The following is a 23,016-nucleotide window of genomic DNA, read 5'->3' as shown; positions in this document are numbered from 1 at the left end:
AAAGCCCGCTCAGTGGGCGGGCCGGGTATCGGTGTGCTGAATACGCACGTGAAACACTGCCCAATGTCAGGGAGTGCGCCACCAGCGGTTTACGGAAATATGCATATTCATCAGTGATACCTCGTGGAGTGAACTTGCGTACTAGTTAACTGGTTCGCGCGAGGAAAGTCAACCCTCGATTTCAGAAAATCGCCGCAGAACGTTATGATAGGGCACAGTTATTGTTTTATCGGCCACGGGAGCCGCTTTTGAGCGACACGAATTACGCAGTGATTTATGACCTGCACAGCCACACCATTGCCTCCGATGGCGTCCTGACCCCACAAGAACTGGTCCACCGTGCGGTTGCAATGCGCGTAGGGACTCTGGCGATTACCGATCACGACACTACCGCCGCCATTCCCGCTGCGCGTGAAGAAATTGAACGTGCCGGGCTGGCCCTCAAACTCATTAGCGGTGTGGAGATTTCCACCGTCTGGGAAAACCATGAGATCCACATCGTGGGGCTGGATATGGATATCGAAAACCCGGCGCTGTGTACATTTTTACAGGGTCAGCATGAACGACGCCAGCAGCGCGGCAGGCTGATTGCCGAACGACTGGAAAAGGCGCATATTCCGGGCGCATGGGAGGGCGCGCAGCGACTGGCGCAGGGGGCTGCCGTCACGCGTGGCCATTTTGCCCGCTTCCTGGTGGAGTGCGGCAAAGCCACCAATATGGCCGATGTATTCAAAAGGTATCTTGCGCGCGGGAAAACCGGATATGTTCCACCGCAGTGGTGTACAATAGAACAAGCTATTGAAGTGATTCATCATTCTGGCGGAACGGCGGTCCTGGCCCATCCGGGTCGATATGATCTCTCCGCTAAATGGTTGAAAAGACTGCTGGCGCATTTTGCCCAAAGCGGTGGAGAGGCGATGGAAGTTGCCCAATGCCAGCAGGCTCCCAATGAGCGTAAACAACTCGCCGAGTATGCCCGCCAGTTTGGTTTACTGGCCTCGCAGGGATCGGATTTCCATCAGCCATGTCCATGGATTGAGCTGGGGCGCAAGCTTTGGCTACCGGCTGATGTTGAGGGCGTCTGGTGCAAATGGGAGCAGCCGCAAAACAGTGAAGAGAGGGAAGTATGAGTCAGTTTTTTTATATTCATCCGGAAAATCCTCAACCGCGCCTGATTACCCAGGCCGTAGAGATTGTCCGTAAAGGCGGGGTGATTGTTTACCCTACCGATTCCGGGTATGCGTTAGGCTGTAAAATTGAAGACAAAGGGGCGATGGAGCGGATTTGCCGTATCCGTCAATTGCCGGATGGCCATAACTTTACCCTGATGTGCCGCGATTTGTCTGAGCTATCGACCTATGCGTTTGTCGATAATGTGGCTTTTCGTCTGATCAAAAATAATACCCCAGGCAACTACACCTTTATCCTGAAAGGAACGAAAGAGGTGCCGCGTCGTCTGTTACAGGAAAAACGTAAAACCATCGGTCTGCGTGTCCCGGCGAATCCGATTGCACTGGCGTTACTCGATACGCTTGGCGAGCCGATGCTCTCTACCTCGCTGATGCTACCTGGCAGCGAATTTACCGAGTCCGATCCGGATGAAATTAAAGACCGTCTGGAAAAGCTGGTGGATTTGATTATCCATGGCGGCTATCTGGGGCAACAACCGACAACGGTGGTCGATCTTACCGACGATGCCCCGGTTGTTATTCGTGAAGGCGTCGGCGACGTTAAACCTTTCCTATAATGAAGCAAGCCGCTATACTACGCGGCCATTTCACAGGCGCCGCAGTGGCCTGATGACCTTATTCGACGCCTGTGAAGGCGACACCCGAGGAAGCTCTATGAGCGAAAAGTTACAGAAAGTGCTGGCGCGAGCTGGCCACGGCTCCCGCCGTGAAATCGAAACCATCATCGAAGCAGGCCGCGTGAGCGTAGACGGCAAGATTGCCACGCTGGGCGATCGCGTTGAAGTGACCCAGGCGCTGAAAATTCGCATCGACGGTCATCTTATCTCGATAAAAGAGTCCGCTGAACAAATCTGCCGCGTGCTGGCGTATTACAAACCTGAAGGTGAGCTGTGCACGCGTAACGATCCGGAAGGCCGTCCGACCGTTTTTGATCGTCTGCCAAAATTGCGCGGCGCCCGTTGGATTGCGGTTGGACGTCTTGACGTCAACACCTGTGGTCTGCTGCTGTTCACCACCGACGGTGAACTGGCGAATCGCCTGATGCACCCAAGCCGTGAAGTGGAACGTGAATACGCGGTGCGCGTATTTGGCCAGATTGAAGAGGCCAAGGTGCGTGAACTGTCACGTGGCGTTCAACTGGAAGATGGTCCGGCAGCATTCAAAACCATTAAATTCAGCGGTGGTGAAGGGATCAACCAGTGGTATAACGTGACCCTGACCGAAGGGCGTAACCGCGAGGTGCGTCGCCTGTGGGAAGCGGTTGGCGTGCAGGTTAGCCGCCTTATTCGTGTGCGCTACGGCGACATTCCACTACCGAAAGGATTGCCGCGCGGTGGTTATTCCGAACTGGATCTGGCCCAAACCAACTACCTGCGTGAGCTGGTAGGGTTGCCGCCGGAAACCGCATCAAAAGTGGCGGTCGAAAAAGATCGTCGCCGCATGAAAGCCAATCAGATTCGTCGTGCGGTGAAACGCCACAGCCAGGTGTCAGGCAATCGTCAGGCACCGGGTAGCCGTCGTTCCGGTGGGCGTAACAGCAACGGCTAATTTCCTGACGTTTCCGGTTACCTTGCCGGAAACGTCCTCTCGTTCCCGCATATTATAATTTCCGCCATGTTGCGATGGAGAAGCGTGACACTGTCACATGTGTGGGCGAGTGTGATGGTTGAACAAATCATTGGCATGGCAGCAGTGCCGCATTGCTACGCTGCTGCCAGCGGTGTCTTAATAGTCGATACCGATCTGTGCCTTGACGCCCGCTTCGAAAGCATGTTTTACCGGGCGCAGTTCACTGACCGTATCGGCAATCTCCAGGATATCGCGGTGACAGCCGCGGCCGGTGATGATCACCGTCTGGTTTGCCGGGCGCTTTTCCAGCGCATCAAGAACGGTTTCCAGCGGCAGGTAATCGTAAGCCACCATATAGGTCAACTCGTCGAGCACCACCATATCCAGCGATTCGTCCGCCAGCATACGTTGCGCATGTGTCCATACCTCAAGGCAGGCGGCAGTGTCGCTCTCGCGGTTTTGCGTATCCCAGGTGAACCCGGTTGCCATCACCTGAAATTCGACATCGTGCGGTTCCAGTAAATTACGTTCACCATTAGGCCAGGTGCCTTTAATAAACTGAATGGCACCGACCTTCTTTCCGTGGCCGACGGCACGTGCGGCGGTGCCGAATGCAGCGGTGGTTTTGCCTTTACCATTGCCGGTAAAAACGATAATGATGCCGCGCTCTTCCTGCGCCGCCGCCACGCGGGCATCGACTTTATCTTTCACCCGCTGCTGGCGTTGCTGGTAACGTTCTTCACTCATTGTGATATCCCCGGTTTTCGTCCTGGCTGAGCATCAAAGCTCATGCCTGTTTTGCGACGGCTGTCATCGCCCATCAGCCATAGATAGAGTGGCATAATATCGGCTGGCGTTTTTAATTTCTGCGGATCTTCGCTCGGGAAGGCGCTGGCGCGCATCTGCGTCCGGGTACCGCCCGGGTTGATGCAATTGACCCGTAAACGGTTTTGGTACTCCTCAGCCAGCACTTGCATCATGCCTTCGGTGGCAAATTTAGAGGCGGCATAGGCCCCCCAATTTGCACGACCCTGGCGGCCAACGCTCGACGATGTGAAGACCAGCGAGCCGCTTTCCGCTTTGAGTAATAAAGGAAGGAGTGCCTGGGTCAAATAGAAAGTGGCGTTGACGTTAACCTGCATTACGTTATCCCAGACGGCAGGCTGCTGTTCGCTCATTGGGCAAACATCACCCAGCACGCCAGCGTTATGCAGCACACCGTCCAGTCGCGGGTAGTGTTGCGTTATCTCGTTGGCGAGACGCTGACAATCATCGGGTGTACAGGTCGCCATGTCCAGCGTATAGAGGCTGGCGGCCTGGCCGCCTTCGGACGCTATCTGTCCGGAAACGGCCTGGAGTTTGTCTTCGTTACGCCCCAGTAAAATGACGCGTGCGCCGTAGCGGGCATAAGTCAGCGCCGCTTCTTTGCCGATGCCGTCACTGGCGCCGGTGACCAGAATAATGTGGTTTCGCAACAGGTCGCGTTGTGGCTGGTAATGCACGCTAACTCCTTGGTCTCAACCCGTTTTTAAATCGTGTTGGCTTTATGCCTGAAACAGAAAGCGATTTCAATCAGTCTGGCAGAGAGTCTCCCGTGCGTTGGGATAATGTATAGCGGAATGTGCTGAAACTGGTCGACTGAATATCCGAAAGGGTGGCAATGCGAGACGCGCCAGAAAGGCTCATGTACACTGAATGCGATTGTTAAGTGGCTGAACCAAGGTGGAATGCGTGGAATTACTGTCTGAATATGGTTTGTTTTTAGCCAAAATTGCGACTGTTGTGGTTGCGATTGCGGTGGTCGCAATTCTTATTGTTAATCTGACACAGCGCAAACGTCAGCGGGGGGAATTACGTATTACCCGCATGAGCGAAGACTATAAGGAAATGCAGGAAGAGATGGCTGTGGAGTTGCTGGACAGCCAGCAGCAAAAGCTGTGGCATAAAGCCCAAAAGAAAAAAGCCAAACAGGATGCAAAAGCGGCAAAGGCCAAAGCAAAATCTGGCGACATGGCCTCAGCGGGCAAACCACGCGCCTGGGTGCTGGACTTTAAAGGCAGCATGGATGCCCATGAAGTGGGCGCGCTGCGCGAAGAGGTAACCGCAGTGTTGACGCTGGTGAAGCCAGAAGATCAGGTGGTTCTCCGTCTGGAAAGCCCCGGTGGCGTTGTTCATGGTTACGGGCTGGCTGCGTCGCAGTTGCAGCGTCTGCGCGATAAGCAGGTTCCGCTCACCGTCGCGGTTGATAAAGTCGCCGCCAGCGGCGGTTATATGATGGCCTGCGTGGCGGATAAAATTGTTGCGGCGCCGTTTTCTATTATTGGATCGATTGGCGTTGTGGCGCAGATCCCCAACTTCAATCGCTTCCTGAAAGGTAAAGAGATTGATATCGAACTGCATACCGCCGGGCAGTTCAAACGCACGCTGACTCTGTTGGGTGAAAACACCGAAGAGGGAAGGCAGAAATTCCGCGAGAGCCTCAATGAAACGCATGACCTGTTCAAAGGCTTTGTGCATCAGATGCGCCCGCAACTGGATATAGAACAGGTAGCGACCGGCGAGCACTGGTATGGTTCACAGGCACTGGAAAAAGGACTGGTCGATGCGGTCGGTACCAGCGATGAATTGCTACTGGGGCTGTTTGAGAGCCATGAGGTCATTGGCTTGCGCTATCAGCAGCGCAAAAAGCTTATCGACCGCTTTACCGGAAGTGCTGCAGAAAGCGCAGATCGTTTGCTGATGCGCTGGTGGCAGCGCGGACAGAAACCGCTGATGTAAGGCGAGTACAAACAAAAACGCGAGGCCATGGCCTCGCGTTTTTGTTTAATCGATCAGATGGTATTTTTCAGACAGTTCATGCGCCAAGTATTTGAACATATTGAATACCGCAGTGCTTTTCCCGGTCGGCAGCCCCTGTTCATCCAGAAAATACTCGCCGCTGAACACCAGCACCCCGTTGCGTTGGCTTACGCCGGTTGCTTCAATGCCGGACAGTGTGTCTTCATGATCGCGGATAAGTTGGTTTGCCAGCTCAAGCAGAGACTGGCGATCGATAGGTTGCTTAGTCGGCTCCATTTCGCCCCTCCTTAAAAATTTAACAAGTTTACGCCCCACGCGGCCCAGGGGCAAATTTTCCCTGCGCAGGCAAGGGGTTTCCCGTTACGGTAGTGCTGGCGTGATTCGAATTTGCATGCTAATAAAGTTGCGTAACAAATTTTATCAGGTACAGTGTGACCCTTTCGTCAATCTGGCAACAGATTTGCTTGACATTCGACCGTAAAATCGTCGTGCTGTATCGTAGACTAGCGAAAAAGCCTGTTAACTCAATCATCTGCTAGCGATTACTTTCGCTTATGGTCAAGAAAAGGGTTGATATCCATTGTCGCCACCGCAATATCATTGGCTCGTCGCCAGCGGAAGGTGAATCAATGTGCGACGTATTCCTGGAAGAATTTTATTAGGTAAAGGTGAATATGGGTAAAGCTCTCGTCATCGTTGAGTCCCCGGCAAAAGCCAAAACGATCAATAAGTATCTGGGTAATGACTACGTGGTGAAATCCAGCGTAGGTCATATCCGCGATTTGCCGACCAGTGGCTCAGCACCTAAAAAGAGCGCTGACTCTGCCTCCACCAAAACGGCTAAGAAGCCTAAAAAGGATGAACGCGGCGCTCTCGTCAATCGCATGGGCATTGACCCATGGCACAACTGGGATGCGCACTATGAAGTGCTGCCCGGAAAAGAGAAGGTGGTTTCTGAGCTGAAATCGCTCGCAGAAAAAGCCGACCATATCTATCTCGCAACCGACCTTGACCGCGAAGGGGAAGCCATTGCATGGCACCTGCGGGAAGTGATCGGTGGCGATGAAACGCGCTATAGCCGCGTGGTGTTTAACGAAATCACCAAAAATGCGATTCGTCAGGCGTTCGAAAAGCCGGGCGAGCTGAACATTGATCGTGTGAATGCCCAGCAGGCGCGGCGCTTTATGGACCGCGTGGTGGGTTACATGGTTTCTCCACTGTTGTGGAAGAAGATTGCCCGTGGCCTGTCAGCGGGCCGTGTTCAGTCGGTTGCTGTACGTCTGGTGGTTGAGCGTGAACGCGAAATTAAAGCCTTCGTTCCGGAAGAGTACTGGGAAGTTGATGCTAATGCCGCAACGCCGGGTGGCGATTCTCTGCCACTCCAGGTGACGCACGAAGGGGATAAACCTTTCCGTCCGGTTAACCGCGAACAAACGATGGCGGCAGTTAGCCTGCTCGAAAAAGCCCGTTATACGGTGCTTGAGCGCGAAGACAAGCCGACCAGCAGCAAACCGGGCGCACCGTTTATTACTTCCACATTGCAGCAGGCGGCAAGTACCCGCCTGGGCTTCGGCGTGAAGAAAACCATGATGATGGCCCAGCGGCTGTACGAAGCGGGTTACATCACTTATATGCGTACTGACTCCACCAACCTGAGCCAGGATGCGGTCAGCATGGTGCGCACCTTTATTGGTGATAAGTACGGCAAAAAATACCTGCCGGAAAATGCCAACCAGTACGCCAGCAAAGAGAACTCCCAGGAAGCGCACGAAGCGATTCGTCCCTCCGATGTTGGGGTTGAGGCTGATGCCCTTAAAGATATGGAAACTGATGCGCAGAAACTGTATCAACTGATCTGGCGCCAGTTTGTCGCCTGTCAAATGACGCCGGCGCAATACGACTCCACCACCATTACCGTGGGCGCGGGTGATTATCGCCTGAAAGCACGTGGTCGCATTTTGCGTTTCGATGGCTGGACGAAGGTGATGCCAGCGCTGCGTAAAGGCGATGAAGACCGTACGCTGCCAGCGGTAAACACGGGTGATGTCCTGTCACTTATCGATCTGACGCCGGCTCAGCACTTCACCAAACCGCCTGCACGTTTTAGTGAAGCGTCACTGGTTAAAGAGCTGGAAAAACGTGGCATTGGCCGTCCGTCAACGTATGCGTCGATCATTTCGACCATTCAGGACCGTGGCTATGTGCGCGTGGAAAACCGCCGTTTCTATGCGGAAAAAATGGGTGAAATTGTTACCGACCGTCTGGAAGAGAACTTCCGGGAGTTGATGAATTACGATTTCACCGCGCAGATGGAAGACCGTCTCGATCAGGTGGCAAACCACGAAGCGGAATGGAAGAAAGTACTGGACAGTTTCTTCGGCGATTTCTCCCGTCAACTTGACCAGGCAGAAAGAGATCCGGATGAAGGCGGCATGCGCCCGAATCAGATGGTGCTTACCACCATTGATTGCCCGACTTGCGGTCGTAAGATGGGGATCCGTACTGCCAGTACCGGGGTGTTCCTCGGTTGCTCCGGTTATGCACTTTCACCAAAAGAGCGCTGCAAAACCACCATTAACCTGGTGCCGGAAAACGAAGTATTGAACGTGCTGGAAGGCGACGACGCGGAAACCAATGCGTTGCGCGCCAAACGCCGTTGTACTAAGTGCGGTACGGCGATGGACAGCTACCTGATCGATCCGAAACGTAAACTACATGTTTGCGGTAATAACCCGACCTGTGACGGTTATGAAATCGAAGAAGGCGAGTTCCGCATCAAAGGTTATGACGGCCCGGTGGTTGAGTGTGAAAAATGTGGCTCTGAAATGCACCTGAAAATGGGGCGTTTCGGTAAGTACATGGCCTGTACCAACGACGACTGCAAAAACACGCGTAAGATCCTGCGTAATGGCGAAGTCGCGCCACCGAAAGAAGATCCGGTTCCGTTGCCGGAACTGCCTTGCGAAAAATCGGACGCGTATTTCGTTCTGCGTGATGGCGCAGCCGGAGTTTTCCTTGCGGCTAACACCTTCCCGAAATCGCGCGAAACGCGTGCACCGTTAGTGGAAGAGTTATATCGCTTCCGCGACCGTTTGCCGGAAAAACTGCGTTATCTTGCGGATGCACCGCAGCAGGATCCTGAAGGGAATAAGACCATTGTCCGCTTTAGTCGTAAAACGAAACAGCAGTATGTTGCGTCGGAAAAAGACGGCAAAGCGACAAACTGGTCGGCGTTTTACGTTGATGGGAAATGGGCAGAAGCCAAAAAATAACGCTGTAAGATTAATAGCTTAAATTGAGGGCCGGTTATCCGGCCCTTTTTTTATAACACGGTTATTATTTTTTGTTCGAATCTATACATAGATGATATAAATGTTATAGTGGTTATAGTTAAATCCTTTTTTATTATGAAATCGTCTTAAGCGATTGCCCGTTTGCGCGAATTTGGATGGTCTTTCATGAAATTACAGCAGCTTCGCTATATCGTTGAAGTGGTGAACCATAATCTCAACGTCTCCTCAACGGCTGAAGGCCTCTATACCTCTCAGCCAGGCATCAGTAAGCAAGTTCGCATGCTTGAAGATGAACTGGGTATCCAGATCTTTGCCCGCAGCGGTAAACACCTCACGCAGGTAACGCCAGCCGGGCAGGAAATCATACGTATTGCCCGCGAAGTTCTCTCTAAAGTTGACGCCATTAAATCGGTGGCGGGGGAACATACGTGGCCGGATAAAGGCTCGCTCTATGTTGCGACCACCCATACGCAGGCGCGTTATGCGTTGCCCAACGTGATTAAGGGATTTATCGAACGTTATCCCAGGGTCTCGTTACATATGCATCAGGGATCGCCAACGCAAATTGCGGAGGCTGTCTCCAAAGGTAATGCGGATTTTGCTATCGCTACCGAAGCACTGCATCTCTATGACGACCTGGTGATGCTTCCGTGTTATCACTGGAATCGCTCGATTGTCGTCACCCCTGATCATCCGCTTGCAGGGAAACAATCGGTATCGATCGAGGAACTGGCGCAATACCCGTTGGTGACGTACACCTTTGGTTTTACCGGGCGTTCTGAGCTGGATACGGCCTTTAACCGGGCAGGGCTTTCGCCGCGTATTGTCTTTACGGCGACCGATGCGGACGTTATCAAAACCTATGTGCGTCTGGGGCTTGGTGTAGGGGTTATTGCCAGTATGGCGGTCGACCCGCTATCTGACCCGGATTTGGTGAAACTGGATGCGCAGGAAATTTTCAGCCACAGTACGACCAAGATCGGTTTTCGTCGCAGCACGTTCTTGCGCAGTTACATGTATGATTTCATTCAGCGCTTTGCGCCACACCTGACGCGTGATGTGGTTGACGCCGCCGTGGCGTTACGCTCGAACGAAGATATTGAGGCGATGTTTAAGGACATTAAACTTCCGGAAAAATAATCGTTAGCGGGGTAGCCTTTTATAGCAAAAGGAGCCCCTTAATCTTCCCTAAGTCGAATTATTGTTATCATTCTCTTATTTCCATCTCATACTTTTGCCTGATTGATTTTCACCTCCGTTACATAATCTGTCATAAATTTGCGACAAACATAGAAACTAAATTGCCCCTTCGCAAATTTTTCACTTCAATAATTTATTTGCGGTCAAAAGATTAAATATTCTTTGAACAGGATGCGTAAATTCACTAGCTTTTCGACTAAAGTTTCTTTAGGATTTATCTCATCCATGATTAATTGTACCGATTGTTGGTGCCTAAAATGATAAGTGATGTCGATTGTACGAGGTTAGCAATGCCATCAGGAAGCGAAGAACCGCAAAGGGACCCGCAGCTCAAGCGTAAAGCGTGGCTGGCGGTATTTCTGGGTTCAGCCGCCTTTTGGGTAGTGGTAGCGTTAATTATCTGGAAATTCTGGGGTTAAAATGGCTGTGACAGGTCGCTCTGAGCCAGTGAAGCAAGTGTGTCATCCGCATGACAAACCGAAAGCAGCGAAACCGCAAGCTTCAACTACTGTTCCGGCGTCCTGGAAATTGACGCCACAGCAGCAAGCGTTTATTGACATCTTCGCGGAAGACGAAGTGCCAAAACAATAATTGTTATCATTAGAATTAGCGGGGTAATTAACTCGCCATTCTGATGTGTACTTGTGTACTGTTAAATAAATACACCACAGCAATAATAAATTGCGTCTCAACGCAGCTTCAATGAATACATTCTTTGGTGTGTATATGATGAATAATCGCCGTTCTGTAAAATACTGGTCATGGATGAGCGCGTTTTCTTTTTCCCTGTTGTTTTGGGGAGAGCTCATCAGGATATGGTTATCCTAATCAATTGAAAAACCTCGCTCAGGCGAGGATTTTTGCTTTTACTCTCCAGCACTTGCCCGCCTGACCTCAAGATTTAGCCTTTTGAGTTGTTATAAAAACGTTACGACATGTTTGTGTTATCTTTAATACAGACCCTGATAAGCATCAGGGTTTCGCTATCCCTGTTATTAAGGAGGAGCTTATGTCGTCGACCCTACGCGAAGCCAGTAAGGACACGTTGCAGGCAGAGAATAAAACGTATCACTACTACAGCTTGCCGCTGGCCGCAAAGGAACTTGGGGATATTACGCGTCTACCCAAGTCGCTAAAAGTATTACTCGAAAATCTCCTGCGCTGGCAGGATGACGATTCTGTCACAGAAGAAGATATCCGTGCCCTTGCAGGATGGCTGAAAACAGCCCATGCCGACCGTGAAATTGCTTACCGTCCCGCTCGCGTTTTGATGCAAGACTTTACCGGCGTCCCGGCGGTGGTCGACCTTGCCGCCATGCGTGAGGCGGTTAAACGCCTCGGTGGCGATACCGCTAAAGTGAATCCACTTTCCCCCGTTGATCTCGTTATCGACCACTCTGTCACTGTCGATCATTTTGGTGATGACGACGCTTTTGAAGAGAATGTTCGCCTTGAAATGGAACGTAATCACGAGCGCTATGTTTTCCTGCGCTGGGGACAGCAGGCGTTCAGCCGTTTTAGCGTCGTACCGCCGGGAACCGGAATTTGCCACCAGGTCAATCTGGAATATCTGGGCAAAGCGGTATGGAGCGAATTACAGGACAAAGAGTGGGTGGCGTATCCGGACACCCTGGTGGGAACCGACTCGCATACCACGATGATTAACGGTCTCGGCGTGTTGGGATGGGGTGTCGGGGGGATTGAAGCGGAAGCGGCTATGCTGGGTCAGCCCGTCTCCATGCTGATTCCTGATGTGGTGGGATTCAAACTGAGCGGTAAATTACGCGAAGGGATCACCGCCACAGACCTCGTTTTGACCGTAACCCAGATGCTGCGCAAGCATGGTGTAGTGGGCAAATTCGTTGAGTTTTACGGTGATGGCCTGGACTCGCTTCCTCTGGCTGACCGGGCGACTATCGCCAATATGGCGCCGGAGTATGGCGCGACCTGTGGCTTTTTCCCGATTGATGGCGTAACGCTTGAGTACATGCGTCTTAGCGGACGTAGCGAAGAGCAGGTTAGCCTCGTTGAGGCTTACGCCAAAGCGCAGGGGATGTGGCGTAACCCAGGCGACGAGCCCGTTTTCACCAGTACACTTGAGCTGAACATGAATGATGTTGAAGCCAGCCTGGCCGGGCCGAAACGTCCCCAGGACCGTGTGGCCCTGGGAGATGTGCCTAAAGCCTTTGCTGCCAGTACTGAACTGGAACTCAATACCGCCCAGAAGGATCGTAAGCCAGTAGAGTACGTGTTCAAAGGAGAAAAACATGAGCTTCCTGACGGCGCGGTAGTGATCTCTGCGATTACCTCTTGCACTAACACATCAAACCCAAGTGTCCTGATGGCCGCGGGTTTGCTGGCAAAAAACGCGGTAAAGGCCGGGTTAAAACGCCAGCCATGGGTGAAAGCCTCACTGGCACCGGGCTCGAAAGTGGTTTCCGATTACCTCGCTCAGGCTAAACTAACGCCGTATCTCGATGAGTTGGGATTCAACCTGGTCGGGTACGGCTGTACTACCTGTATCGGTAACTCGGGGCCGCTGCCAGAACCTATCGAGCAGGCCATCAAGCAGGGGGATCTCACGGTTGGTGCGGTGCTCTCGGGTAACCGCAATTTCGAAGGGCGCATCCATCCTCTGGTGAAAACCAACTGGCTGGCATCACCGCCGCTGGTGGTGGCATATGCGCTGGCGGGTAATATGAACATCAATCTGGCCACGGATCCGCTGGGTCACGATCGTAAAGGCGATCCGGTCTATCTGAAGGATATCTGGCCATCCAGCCAGAATATCGCCCGCGCCGTCGAGCAAGTCTCCACCGATATGTTCCGTAAAGAATACGCAGAAGTTTTCGAAGGGACTGCTGAATGGAAGGCGATTCAAGTGGAAAGCTCGGACACCTACGACTGGCAGAGTGATTCAACTTATATTCGGTTGTCTCCGTTCTTTGAGGATATGGAAGCGAGCCCGAAACCGGTTGAGGATATTCACGGTGCGCGCATCCTGGCGATGCTCGGCGACTCCGTCACCACCGACCATATCTCACCGGCGGGTAGCATCAAAGCCGATAGCCCCGCAGGTCGTTATCTACAAAGCCACGGCGTCGAGCGGCGGGATTTCAACTCGTATGGCTCGCGTCGCGGTAACCATGAAGTCATGATGCGCGGCACATTTGCTAATATTCGCATTCGTAACGAAATGGTCCCCGGTGTGGAAGGGGGGATGACCCGTTATTTACCGGGTGAAGAAGTGGTTGCTATCTATGATGCCGCGATGCGCTACCAGCAGCAGGGTACGCCGCTTGCGGTCATTGCCGGTAAAGAGTACGGTTCCGGCTCCAGCCGTGACTGGGCGGCGAAAGGGCCGCGCCTGTTGGGCGTGCGGGTGGTCATTGCGGAGTCTTTCGAACGTATCCACCGCTCAAACTTGATTGGGATGGGCATCTTACCGCTGGAGTTCCCGCAAGGTGCAACGCGTAAAACGCTGGGGCTCACCGGGGAAGAGAAACTGGATATCGCCGGGCTGAATCAGCTTAAACCCGGTGCGACCATTCCGGTGACGTTAACCCGCCCTGACGGTACGCAAGAGGTGGTGAATTGTCGCTGCCGTATCGATACCTCTACAGAGCTGACCTACTATCAGAATGACGGCATTCTGCATTATGTGATCCGCAATATGCTGCATTAAACATCCGCTATGCCGGGTGGCTGCGTGACAGTTACCCGGCATATTCAGTGTTATTTGCTCAGCAGATGACCCATCTTCGCGGCTTTGGTATCAAGATAGTGCGCATTTTTCGGGTTACGCCCGACAATCAGCGGCACACGTTCAACGATATTGATTCCGGCCTCGGTGAGGATCTCGACTTTGAGCGGGTTATTGGTCAACAGTCGTACTTCATCCACACCCAGCAATTTGAACATATCGGCGCACAGGGTGAAGTCGCGTTCGTCGGCGGCAAATCCTAACTGATGGTTTGCTTCCACGGTGTCGTAACCTTGATCCTGCAGCGCATAGGCGCGAATCTTGTTGAGCAGACCAATATTACGACCCTCCTGGCGGTGGTACAGCAACACGCCCCGGCCTTCCTCGGCAATGTGCGTCAATGCCGCTTCGAGCTGGAAACCGCAATCGCAGCGTAAGCTGAACAGCGCGTCACCCGTCAGGCATTCCGAATGGACTCGTGCCAGAACCGGTAACTGCCCGGAAATATCCCCAAAGACAAGTGCAACATGATCCTGCCCGGTTGCCAGTTCTTCAAAACCCACCATCAGGAAATCGCCCCATGGGGTTGGCAGTTTGGCTTCTGCCACGCGTTTAAGCTGCATGTGATTCTCCAGATTTATGCTGGCCGTCAGAAGATTGGCCTTTTGTATAACGTCATTTTGCCACAATGCGCTTTACATCACTAACCACCTCCTGACGCATTGCTGTTAAAACGCACAAATCTGGCACTTTTCCCGAAAATGTTATTTATCAGTTATGATTGTGAAGCTACAGATCAAAGGAGAAGAGATGTTTTCTATTGCAAAGCGTACGACAGTCGGTGCGGGAATACTGTTAATTATGCCGGTTGTTGTATGGATATCAGGCTGGCGCTGGCAGCCTGGGGAAAGCAGTGGATGGCTGCGCGCAATGTACTGGATGACGGAGACCGTGACCCAACCCTGGGGCATTATCACCCATGTGATTCTCTGCGGCTGGTTTTTGTGGTGCCTGCGTTTTCGATTAAAAGCGGCACTCATGCTGTTTGCTATCCTGGGCTGTGCGATCCTTGTGGGCCAGGGAGTGAAATCGTGGGTGAAAGAGCGGGTACAGGAACCCAGACCATTTGTGGTCTGGCTTGAAAAAACACATAATATTCAATCCGATGAGTTTTACAGCCTGAAACGTAAAGCGCGAAGCCAACTCGTGGAAACACAGTTGATCAACCAGGCGGCTATTCCTGAGTTTTTACGCAAACACTGGCAAAACGAAACGGGGTTTGCATTCCCCTCAGGCCATACCATGTTTGCTGCCAGTTGGGCGCTCCTTGGCGTCGGTTTGCTTTGGCCTCGTCGTCGTACCTGGACCATTGCCGTATTACTGCTGTGGGCCACAAGTGTCATGGGAAGCCGATTACTGCTGGGCATGCACTGGCCTCGCGATCTGGTTGTCGCGACACTCATCTCCTGGATGCTGGTGACAATCGCCACCTGGCTTGCGCAACGCCTGTGCGGACCGCTGACGCCACCCGTCGAAGAGAAGCAGGAAATCGCTGAAAGGGAGCAGGAAAGTTGAAATTCTGCATTTAGACCCTAAATCAGTATGAGGTGTTACGCATTTCCGTTTCCCGCCAGACGCTAAAATGGTAGTTTATAAGGCTGGATGCAGTCAGTTGAACATAACTTATTCGCTCATAACCACATAACGGGAAGTAATGTGAAATATTTACTCATTTTCTTATTGGTGCTGGCGATTTTTGTCGTTTCGGTCACGCTTGGTGCACAAAACGATCAGCAGGTGACCTTCAATTATCTGCTCGCCCAGGGCGAATATCGCATTTCAACATTACTGGCTGTTCTTTTTGCTGCTGGTTTTGTCATTGGTTGGCTGATTTGTGGTCTGTTCTGGCTGCGCGTGCGCGTTTCTCTGGCGCGTGCGGAGCAGAAAATTAAACGACTTGAGCATCAACTCGCGCCTGCTACCACGGCTGCTGTGAATCCCGGTACGCCGGTAGTAAAGGAATAATCGTATATGTTGGAGTTGTTGTTTCTGCTGTTACCTGTTGCGGCTGCATACGGCTGGTACATGGGGCGCAGAAATGCTCAACAAACTAAGCAGGACGAAGCAAACCGGCTATCGCGTGATTACGTAGCCGGGATGAACCTGCTTCTGAGCAACCAACAAGACAAGGCGGTGGACCTGTTCCTCGACATGCTCAAAGAGGATACCGGCACTGTCGAAGCCCATCTTACCCTCGGAAACCTGTTCCGCTCGCGCGGCGAAGTCGATCGCGCTATCCGAATTCACCAGACCCTGATGGAAAGCGCGTCGCTCTCCTATGACCAGCGATTGCTTGCCGTGCAGCAACTGGGCCGTGACTATATGGCCGCAGGGATGTATGACCGTGCGGAAGATATGTTTAATCAACTTGTTGATGAGACAGATTTTCGTATCAGCGCGCTCCAGCAGCTCTTGCAAATTTATCAGGCGACCAGCGACTGGCAGAAAGCCATTGATGTTGCGGAGCGGCTGGTTAAACTTGGTAAAGATAAGCAGCGAGGCGAAATTGCCCATTTTTACTGTGAACTGGCGTTACAGCAAATGGGGAATGACGATATGGACAAGGCGATGGCCCTGCTGAAAAAAGGGGCGGCCGCCGACCGCGATAGCCCGCGCGTGTCGATCATGATGGGGCGCGTGTTTATGGCAAAAGGGGAATACGCCAAAGCGGTAGAGAGCCTTCTGCGTGTCATCGACCAGGATAAAGAACTGGTCAGCGAAACGCTGGAAATGCTGCAGGTGTGTTATCAGCATCTGGGCAAACAGGATGAATGGTCCGCGTTCCTCCAGCGCTGTGTCGAAGAGAACACCGGCGCAACAGCGGAATTGATGCTGGCGGAAATTATGGAAAACCGCGAAGGGCAGGATCCTGCGCAGATGTACGTCACGCGTCAACTGCAGCGCCACCCAACGATGCGTGTTTTCCATAAATTGATGGATTACCATCTGAACGAAGCGGAAGAAGGGCGCGCAAAAGAGAGCCTGATGGTACTGCGCGACATGGTAGGCGAGCAAATTCGCAGCAAACCGCGCTATCGCTGCCATAAATGTGGTTTTACCGCCTTTACGATGTACTGGCATTGTCCGTCATGCCGTGCCTGGTCGACCGTTAAGCCTATTCGAGGTCTCGACGGGCAGTAGTATTAAAAAAAAGCGCACTTTAGTTACAACATACTAATGATGTTTTTCACTCATCTGGTTTAGCATCGCAGTCTCGTCGCCTGGCAGTAAGTGAATGGAACCTGTCAATTCCGCTTTAGCACAGGTAGAATGCTCGCCGTTTATTATTCGCGCCTGAGCGGGTGCCCTCATCAAAGAAGGTCTCATCATGACGTCTACTGCTTCATCTATTTCCCGCGCGTTAACGTCTTCTCCGATCGTGGTCGCGCTTGACTACGATAATCGTGATAAGGCTCTGGCCTTTGTCGACCGCATCGATCCCAGTGACTGCAGGCTGAAAGTCGGCAAAGAGATGTTCACGCTGTTTGGCCCGCAACTGGTTCGCGACCTGCAACAACGCGGTTTTGACGTGTTTTTGGACTTGAAGTTTCATGACATCCCAAACACGGCAGCGCACGCGGTAAAAGCAGCGGCAGATTTAGGCGTGTGGATGGTGAACATACATGCTTCTGGCGGTGCACGAATGATGACTGCCGCCAAAGAGGCGCTTATCCCTTTCGGTAACGATGCGCCACTTCTTATTGCAGTAACGGTACTCACCAGTATGGAAGCCAGCGATCTGCAAGGATTAGGTATTACCGCTACCCCTGCTGAATACGCAGAACGTCTGGCGGGCCTGACTCAGCAATGTGGTCTGGACGGTGTCGTCTGCTCAGCGCAAGAAGCGGTGCGCTTTAAAGCGGCTTTTGGTCAACAATTCAAACTGGTGACGCCGGGCATTCGTCCGCAGGGCAGTGAGGTGGGCGATCAGCGTCGCATTATGACCCCGGAGCAGGCACTGGCAGCCGGTGTAGATTATATGGTGATTGGTCGCCCGGTCACGCAGTCTGCTGATCCTGCGCAGACCCTGCGCGATATTAACGCATCTCTTGGCCTGGGGGCGTAATGAGCGATAACAATAGTCGTCTGGTCTATTCCACCGGAACCGGGCGAATCAATGAAGAAAAAGCGCCCGTTGAGCGCCCGAAAGGCGATGGTGTTGTGCGTATACAGCGTCAGACCAGTGGCCGTAAAGGGAAAGGGGTATGCCTGATCACTGGTGTTGAAGGTGATGACGCCGCGCTTGCAACTTTAGCCGCTGAGCTCAAAAAGAAATGTGGCTGCGGTGGTTCAGTGAAAGATGGCGTTATTGAAATTCAGGGTGATAAGCGTGATTTGCTTAAATCATTACTGGAAGCGAAAGGGATGAAAGTTAAACTGGCAGGCGGCTAAGATTTCTGCCAAAGAAAAAGGCCGCGATTTTCATCGCGGCCTTTTTAATACTGCTTATTCAGACCTGAAAGAAAGTATCTTTATTCTGTTTTAGATGCCGTGATGAAGCGAATTATTTACCAACCTGGTGACCGATGATACCACCAACCGCCGCGCCACCCAGTGTACCCAGCGTGCTACCATCGGTTAAGACAGCACCACCTAAAGCACCTGCGCCGGCACCGATTGCGGTATTACGATCGCGTTTAGACCAGTGACCGCATGCACTCAGAGACATTGCCAGGGTTACAGCCAGCAGAGCGGCTGCCATTTTTTTGCTTGTTAACATCATCATACTTTCTCCTGAATAGTTGATTCACGGAAAGCGTTCTCTTTAAGTATAGTGCCTTTAGCCTGTACTAAAGACTTTCCGTAAAACCTTGTGGCGCAGGTGTTACTATATTCACGCGTGTGATAGTTACGTCCTGTTATATCGCTGAATATAATTTTACGTCTGAACATTTTTACCGGCAGGGTAAATAGTCTTAATTGGCGGGTCAGAATAGTCTCAGATATGAAGGAGATAGCCCGACTGAGCGGGCTGTTTCTATTAAAGCGAAGCGGCTGTGTTGACGATATCGACCAGAAGACCAGATTCCTGCAACTGGCGCTGAGCATCTGCGGGGATACCCGCATCGGTGATTACACGATTAAAGCAGTTGCCCACGCCCAACGTGTATGGATGCACCGCGCCAAATTTTGAGCTGTCGGTCAGGACAATGGCTTCGTTGCCTTTTTCCAGCACCGCGTTAACCACGTCAGAGCGCATCATATCTCTGCCGGTAAAACCGGTATCAGGCAACCAGCCATCAATGCCAATATATGCCTTGCTGAAATGCACTTGCTGAACGTATTGCCGGGTAAGGGGGCCGACGACGCTTTCACTCTTCTTCTGATAAATACCGCCCAGCAGAATAACGTCACACAGGGCATCTTTAAGGAGATGTGCGATATAGCTGCTAACGGTAATGATAGTGATGCCACGTTGCTCACCCAGGCGACGGGCCAGCAGCGCGTTGCAGCTACCGTTTTCGATAAATACCGTTTCTCCGTCACCCACCAGTGACGCGGCGTAGTCAGCAAGCTCGCGTTTTACAGTGTAGTTATTCATCATGCGCGTTTCGACGTCATCGCTATCCAGCGGAACGGCAAAACCATGCGTGCGACGCAGGTAACTCTGTTTTTCAAGGGTATTGAGGTCCTGCCGGATGGTTACTTCGGAAACCCCTGTCATTTTTGACAGATCCGAAACGCTCATCCGTCCCTTATCGATTACCGTCTGCAGTATTAATTGTTGTCGGGAATTCATATCCACTACTTTCAGAGTCGTTACGTCTATTAATAAAAAGCTATAACGGCGCCATCTTCCTGTGGTCCGCTATCGCGAGAGGGTATCAGTCAGACTTCCCAGGGTGTTTTAGGGTTGCCAGCAGATGCGGATTTATCCGCGTTATCAAGGTGCTGTAATTCAGCTTTCAGAATTTCCAGGTTACGAATGGCGGATTGGTAATCGCCCGCAACCAGAATGTCCAGAACGGTATCAAGCCGTCCGGTCAGTTGCTTTACATCAATGTCGGCCATGTCTTCACCTTTATGTTTGAAAATTAACAAAATGAATGATGCAGAAAACAGTTTAAAAAGAGAAGAGGAAAAGCGAAATCTCAAAATATTATAAGTACCAATTATATATTCATTAAGTTACATACAGCTAAGGTTGCTGCTGGATTAGTCTTGCTCTGCGCACACTGCGCTTTTATTTCCGGAGGAGTAAGTCTATGACAGTTATCAACCAGGCTACGTGTAAACTTTTTACGGATAATGAACGTTTTACGCAACTTTCGGGCTACTACGAAGAAGAACGCCGCACTGTATGGATGATGTTGCGAGCTCAACCTCGGCCCTGTTTTAACCACGTGTTAATCGAAGAGATCATGAACATCTCCTGGCTTGTCCGACAAGCGGGATTTGCCGTCGATTTCTGGGTAACGGGCTCGCTGGTTCCCGGAATGTACAACGTGGGGGGCGATCTGAACTTCTTTGTTGAGTGCATTCAAAATGGTCGCAGGGAAGCATTGCGTGCCTATGCACGCGCTTGCGTCGATTGCGTACATGCAGCGTCGCGCGGGTTCGATACTGGCGCGATTTCGCTAGCCATGGTCGAAGGTAGTGCATTAGGCGGCGGCTTTGAAGCGGCGCTGGCGCACCATTTTGTCCTGGCGCAACGCGATGCTCGCCTCGGATTTCCGGAAATTGCCTTTAACTTGTTCCCGGGCATGGGAGGTTATTCGCTGGTGGCCCGTCGCTCAGGGATGAAACTGGCGGAGGAATTAATCTACAAAGGCGAGCCCCATACTGCGGAGTGGTATGCGCAGCAGGGGCTGGTGGATGAGCTTTTTGAGCCTGGACAAAGCTATCTGGCTGTACGTACGTTTATCGATACGCTGCAACCCCGGCTCAATGGTGTCCGCGCGATGTTGCGCGCGCGTCAACGCGTAATGCAGCTTCCTCGCAGTGAGCTCATGGACATTACCGAAGACTGGGTCGATGCTGCTTTCTGCCTGCAACCGAAAGACGTGGCTTATATGGAACGTCTGGTGCAGTTGCAGAACCGGCATTCATCCACCAGTTTAAGTAAAGCGAGCTAGCCCTTTTTCCGCGCCTGATAGCGCTTATACCATCGCTCGAATACGGCAGCGGGCATGGGTTTAGCAAATAAAAATCCCTGCCGTTCGTTGACGCCATTCTTAGTAAGGAAGGCGTCTTCTTTCGCATTTTCAACCCCTTCGGCAATCACCTGTAAATTCAGCGCCTGTGCGACCGCAACAATCGCCCGAACCAGTGACTGTGAAACAGACTGTTTATGGATATCCTTGACGAATGATTGATCGAGTTTTATCGCATCAATAGGAAAACGCGCCAGTTGTGAAAGGGAAGAGTAACCGGTACCAAAGTCGTCGAGATGTACCTGAGAGCCCAAATCACTGAACTGCTGAATCACCGACAGAGCCAGATCCGCATTTTCAATCAGACAGCTTTCTGTCAGTTCAACGTCTATCGGGCAATATTCAAAATTCAGGTCATGCAAAGCCTGTTTTAAATCGCTGAATATCGACTGGTCTGCTAACTGCCGTGCTGAGACGTTTACCGCCACACGCAAATTGATACCCTTATCGCGCCACTTCGCGACCTGACGCACGACATCGAGCATAACCCAGCGTCCCAGGGGCACAATCAGCCCTGATTCTTCTGCATAGGCAATAAAATCCTGCGGTGGAATTAACCCACGTTCCGGCGACTGCCAGCGCACCAGGGCTTCCAGACTGCGCACTTCACCACGCCAGGTAACTTTGGGCTGATAGTGAATCACCAGTTGGTCATTATCGAGTGCTTTACGCAGGTTGGTATCCAGCCATAAATACTCGAAAACCCGCTGGTTCATTTCGGGGGTGAAAACACAAAATTTCCCGCGTCCATTTTCTTTGGCGATATACATCGCGGTATCGGCGTTGCGAATAATGCTTTCGCGATCGTTACCATGCTGTGGGGCGAGGGATATGCCCAACGAGCAACCGGTGTAAATCTCGATTAGGCCAATCCGGAAGGGCTGGCGCAGACGGGTGATAATACGCGAAGCCATCGCCTCCAGCGCGCTCTGCGACGAATCTGTCGCCAGGACAATAAACTCATCACCTCCCAGGCGAGCCAGGGTCTGGCCTTCGTCCAGACAGCTTAAAATCGCCAGGGCCACGGCCTGTAAAAGTTGGTCGCCGAACATATGGCCATAGGCATCGTTTACTTTTTTGAAATTATCCAGATCCAGGTAAACGATACCAATTTGTGTGTCGCCACGATTATCAATCGCGTTGCTGATTAACTCATGAATAGCATTACGATTGGGCAACCCGGTAATGGTGTCGGTATTCGCTAAAACCCGTAAACGCTCTTGTGCCCGACGTTCTTCGGTAATATCAGTGCCGGAACAAATAAGGAAGATTTCGTTTTTTCCGCTGCCACTGTGTACGAATTTATTGCGAAATAAGAACAGACGTTGCCCCTTTCGCGTCTTAATCCAGCGTTCGACTTCGTAAGAGGCGCCGTTACGGAAAAATTCAGAGATATTGCGTTTAGAGGCTTCGGCTTCGTTATGGCTCATAAAGAGTTTAAAAACGTTTTGCCCTATAACCTCTTGCTCTTTTAAACCCGTATATTCTTCACAAAGTCGATTAAAGCGCTGAATATTGCCATGGCGATCGAGGATGACGATCACAGAATTGGCTTCGGAAACAACCTGTTCGGCAAAGGAGAGCCCCTGAACCAGATCCCGTGCCACGGATGACGTGTCATTCCATGCCGATGCGGTTCCGGCCCACTCGGTTTTATTGATTTTACGGCCGACTAAATGCACGGGAACGTTATCGCCAAATAAGGATATATGCATGGTCAGGCTGGAAGTAATAACGGTCATTTGCCGTAGCTGTGTTGCCTGCTCATCATTAAGTGTCACCACCTGACTTGACTCAGAATCCTCATCAGGGGCGAAATGTAATGCGTTGCTGTCAGCGGTCAATCGCCAGAATGGGCTGCTGGAACCCAGGTAACGAAACAGTAGATTCTGTTCCTGATCGTCTCTCATGCTGTCTCCCAACCCACCAAAAAGCGCAACGGTTAATCATCTAATGACGGATTAACCCCGTTAAATCAAGGGGTAATCAGGGATGAAGGTGTTGTTTTTATTTACAATCTTATAATAAAACGAGTCCCGGACAAAAGA

At 51.8% G+C, this 23,016-nt stretch carries 24 protein-coding genes and 1 other annotated feature (1 of these 25 running past the window's edge); of the genes, 16 read left to right on the top strand and 8 right to left on the bottom strand.

Annotation, left to right across the window (positions count from 1 at the left end):
• Positions 1-90: a sequence feature (Trp leader region), on the bottom strand (it extends 5 nt beyond the left edge of the window).
• Between the two features lie 158 nt (positions 91-248).
• From rnm to rluB, 3 genes are all read left to right on the top strand, one after another.
• Positions 249-1,130 carry an RNase AM gene (rnm, locus tag ABU190_RS05615; RefSeq protein WP_354690671.1) on the top strand — a complete coding sequence of 294 codons (882 nt, stop codon included), beginning with the start codon at positions 249-251 and terminating at the stop codon, positions 1,128-1,130.
• Positions 1,127-1,747, top strand: coding sequence for an L-threonylcarbamoyladenylate synthase (locus ABU190_RS05610; protein ID WP_039076924.1), 621 nt, complete (start codon positions 1,127-1,129; stop codon positions 1,745-1,747). Before rnm ends, ABU190_RS05610 begins: the two co-directional genes overlap by 4 nt.
• 97 nt (positions 1,748-1,844) lie before the next feature.
• Positions 1,845-2,738, top strand: coding sequence for a 23S rRNA pseudouridine(2605) synthase RluB (gene rluB / locus ABU190_RS05605; protein WP_354690670.1), 894 nt, complete (start codon positions 1,845-1,847; stop codon positions 2,736-2,738).
• A gap of 177 nt (positions 2,739-2,915) precedes the next feature.
• Here rluB and cobO read toward each other — a convergent pair whose 3' ends face one another.
• Both cobO and ABU190_RS05595 read right to left on the bottom strand, forming a co-directional pair.
• On the bottom strand, positions 2,916-3,506 hold the full coding sequence (cobO, locus tag ABU190_RS05600; protein ID WP_354690669.1) for a cob(I)yrinic acid a,c-diamide adenosyltransferase: 591 nt from the start codon (positions 3,504-3,506) through the stop codon (positions 2,916-2,918).
• Entirely contained in the window at positions 3,503-4,261 is a 759-nt protein-coding gene (locus ABU190_RS05595) for a YciK family oxidoreductase (RefSeq protein ID WP_354690668.1), read from the bottom strand. Before ABU190_RS05595 ends, cobO begins: the two co-directional genes overlap by 4 nt.
• Before the next feature lie 229 nt (positions 4,262-4,490).
• Here ABU190_RS05595 and sohB point away from each other — a divergent pair, with 229 nt between their 5' ends.
• The gene (gene sohB, locus ABU190_RS05590) at positions 4,491-5,537 is read left to right on the top strand and encodes a protease SohB (RefSeq protein WP_354690667.1); all 1,047 of its coding nucleotides are present in this window, start codon (positions 4,491-4,493) and stop codon (positions 5,535-5,537) included.
• Positions 5,538-5,582: 45 nt separating this feature from the next.
• Here the strand turns inward: sohB and ABU190_RS05585 are convergent, their stop codons facing one another.
• Entirely contained in the window at positions 5,583-5,834 is a 252-nt protein-coding gene (locus ABU190_RS05585; RefSeq protein ID WP_039076929.1) for a YciN family protein, read from the bottom strand.
• A 398-nt stretch (positions 5,835-6,232) separates the two neighbouring features.
• On the opposite strand from ABU190_RS05585, the gene topA reads away from it, so the two are divergent.
• The 6 genes from topA (at position 6,233) to acnA (ending at position 13,736) form a co-directional block, all read left to right on the top strand.
• Positions 6,233-8,830: a type I DNA topoisomerase gene (topA, locus tag ABU190_RS05580; RefSeq protein WP_296432513.1), complete on the top strand. Its 2,598-nt coding sequence runs from the start codon at positions 6,233-6,235 to the stop codon at positions 8,828-8,830.
• A 186-nt stretch (positions 8,831-9,016) separates the two neighbouring features.
• Positions 9,017-9,991 carry an HTH-type transcriptional regulator CysB gene (gene cysB, locus ABU190_RS05575; protein ID WP_296432511.1) on the top strand — a complete coding sequence of 325 codons (975 nt, stop codon included), beginning with the start codon at positions 9,017-9,019 and terminating at the stop codon, positions 9,989-9,991.
• Between the two features lie 317 nt (positions 9,992-10,308).
• Entirely contained in the window at positions 10,309-10,470 is a 162-nt protein-coding gene (locus tag ABU190_RS05570; RefSeq protein WP_193796057.1) for a YmiA family putative membrane protein, read from the top strand.
• Position 10,471: 1 nt separating this feature from the next.
• A complete protein-coding gene (locus tag ABU190_RS05565; protein ID WP_165158723.1) occupies positions 10,472-10,642 on the top strand; it encodes a hypothetical protein in 171 nt (56 codons plus the stop codon).
• Positions 10,643-10,780: 138 nt separating this feature from the next.
• A complete protein-coding gene (gene ymiC, locus ABU190_RS05560) occupies positions 10,781-10,879 on the top strand; it encodes a small membrane protein YmiC (RefSeq protein ID WP_334312449.1) in 99 nt (32 codons plus the stop codon).
• Positions 10,880-11,060: 181 nt separating this feature from the next.
• A complete protein-coding gene (acnA, locus tag ABU190_RS05555) occupies positions 11,061-13,736 on the top strand; it encodes an aconitate hydratase AcnA (protein ID WP_354690666.1) in 2,676 nt (891 codons plus the stop codon).
• A 50-nt stretch (positions 13,737-13,786) separates the two neighbouring features.
• Here the strand turns inward: acnA and ribA are convergent, their stop codons facing one another.
• Positions 13,787-14,377 carry a GTP cyclohydrolase II gene (gene ribA / locus ABU190_RS05550; RefSeq protein ID WP_354690665.1) on the bottom strand — a complete coding sequence of 197 codons (591 nt, stop codon included), beginning with the start codon at positions 14,375-14,377 and terminating at the stop codon, positions 13,787-13,789.
• Positions 14,378-14,564: 187 nt separating this feature from the next.
• On the opposite strand from ribA, the gene pgpB reads away from it, so the two are divergent.
• From pgpB to yciH, 5 genes are all read left to right on the top strand, one after another.
• Entirely contained in the window at positions 14,565-15,329 is a 765-nt protein-coding gene (pgpB, locus tag ABU190_RS05545; protein WP_354690664.1) for a phosphatidylglycerophosphatase B, read from the top strand.
• 141 nt (positions 15,330-15,470) lie between these two features.
• Entirely contained in the window at positions 15,471-15,779 is a 309-nt protein-coding gene (locus ABU190_RS05540) for a LapA family protein (RefSeq protein ID WP_354690663.1), read from the top strand.
• 6 nt (positions 15,780-15,785) lie between these two features.
• Positions 15,786-16,955 carry a lipopolysaccharide assembly protein LapB gene (lapB, locus tag ABU190_RS05535; protein WP_271851178.1) on the top strand — a complete coding sequence of 390 codons (1,170 nt, stop codon included), beginning with the start codon at positions 15,786-15,788 and terminating at the stop codon, positions 16,953-16,955.
• Between the two features lie 187 nt (positions 16,956-17,142).
• Entirely contained in the window at positions 17,143-17,880 is a 738-nt protein-coding gene (gene pyrF, locus ABU190_RS05530) for an orotidine-5'-phosphate decarboxylase (protein ID WP_354690662.1), read from the top strand.
• Positions 17,880-18,206, top strand: a complete 327-nt coding sequence (gene yciH, locus ABU190_RS05525) for a stress response translation initiation inhibitor YciH (RefSeq protein WP_354690661.1) — start codon at positions 17,880-17,882, stop codon at positions 18,204-18,206. The genes pyrF and yciH overlap by 1 nt, the downstream gene beginning before the upstream one ends.
• A 112-nt stretch (positions 18,207-18,318) precedes the next feature.
• On the opposite strand, the gene osmB is transcribed toward yciH, so the two are convergent.
• The 3 genes from osmB to ABU190_RS05510 form a co-directional block, all read right to left on the bottom strand.
• Positions 18,319-18,537 (bottom strand): osmotically-inducible lipoprotein OsmB, encoded by a 219-nt coding sequence (gene osmB, locus ABU190_RS05520; RefSeq protein ID WP_039076988.1) that lies wholly within the window; start codon positions 18,535-18,537, stop codon positions 18,319-18,321.
• Between the two features lie 258 nt (positions 18,538-18,795).
• Positions 18,796-19,554 (bottom strand): DNA-binding transcriptional regulator YciT, encoded by a 759-nt coding sequence (locus ABU190_RS05515; protein WP_354690660.1) that lies wholly within the window; start codon positions 19,552-19,554, stop codon positions 18,796-18,798.
• A gap of 89 nt (positions 19,555-19,643) precedes the next feature.
• Positions 19,644-19,826, bottom strand: a complete 183-nt coding sequence (locus tag ABU190_RS05510) for a hypothetical protein (protein ID WP_047370475.1) — start codon at positions 19,824-19,826, stop codon at positions 19,644-19,646.
• Between the two features lie 194 nt (positions 19,827-20,020).
• On the opposite strand from ABU190_RS05510, the gene ABU190_RS05505 reads away from it, so the two are divergent.
• Positions 20,021-20,890, top strand: a complete 870-nt coding sequence (locus tag ABU190_RS05505; RefSeq protein WP_354690659.1) for a crotonase/enoyl-CoA hydratase family protein — start codon at positions 20,021-20,023, stop codon at positions 20,888-20,890.
• On the opposite strand, the gene pdeR is transcribed toward ABU190_RS05505, so the two are convergent.
• The gene (gene pdeR, locus ABU190_RS05500) at positions 20,887-22,878 is read right to left on the bottom strand and encodes a cyclic di-GMP phosphodiesterase (protein WP_039076942.1); all 1,992 of its coding nucleotides are present in this window, start codon (positions 22,876-22,878) and stop codon (positions 20,887-20,889) included. The two genes, ABU190_RS05505 and pdeR, sit on opposite strands and share 4 nt — an antisense overlap.
• Positions 22,879-23,016 lie beyond the last annotated feature (138 nt).

The sequence above is a fragment of the Phytobacter sp. RSE-02 genome, from assembly GCF_040578655.1.
Lineage (GTDB): Bacteria > Pseudomonadota > Gammaproteobacteria > Enterobacterales > Enterobacteriaceae > Phytobacter > Phytobacter diazotrophicus.
Note: the sequence above shows the minus strand (reverse complement) of the source record. Positions and strands in the feature narration are given on the sequence as shown.